This window comes from Burkholderia ubonensis (genome assembly GCF_902833085.1).
GTDB classification, from domain to species: Bacteria; Pseudomonadota; Gammaproteobacteria; order Burkholderiales; family Burkholderiaceae; genus Burkholderia; species Burkholderia ubonensis.
On sequence record NZ_CADFEB010000039.1, the window covers coordinates 1 to 332 of the forward strand.

1 protein-coding gene is annotated in these 332 nt (G+C 68.1%); it reads right to left on the bottom strand.

Translation table 11 applies throughout. The features are described from left to right. A partial coding sequence (locus HWX31_RS34725; protein WP_175934029.1) for a flagellar hook-basal body complex protein occupies positions 1–332 on the bottom strand: 332 nt, incomplete at both ends.

The window sequence follows — 332 nt, forward strand, 5'->3', positions numbered from 1 at the left end:
CCGTCAGGTCGACGTTCGAGTTTTCCAGCGCGCTGCCCTGCAGCACGCCGTGGTTCGTGCTGCCCGGCGCGGAAATCTGCGGCACGCCCGACGCGGAGCTCTCGGCGTACTGGTTGCCGCCGAGGTTCGTGAGGCCGTTCGGGTTGTTGAAGTTCGCGAGCGCGATCAGGCCGAGCGTCTGCGTCTGGCCGTTCGAGTAGTTGCCGGTCAGCTTGCCGTCCGCGCCGATCGTGAAGGTCGTCAGCGTGCCGCTCGCGAAGCCGTCCTGCGCGAGGTTGTTCACGCCGTCCTTGCCGCCGTACTGGGTCGTGCCGGTCAGGTCGAGCGTCAGC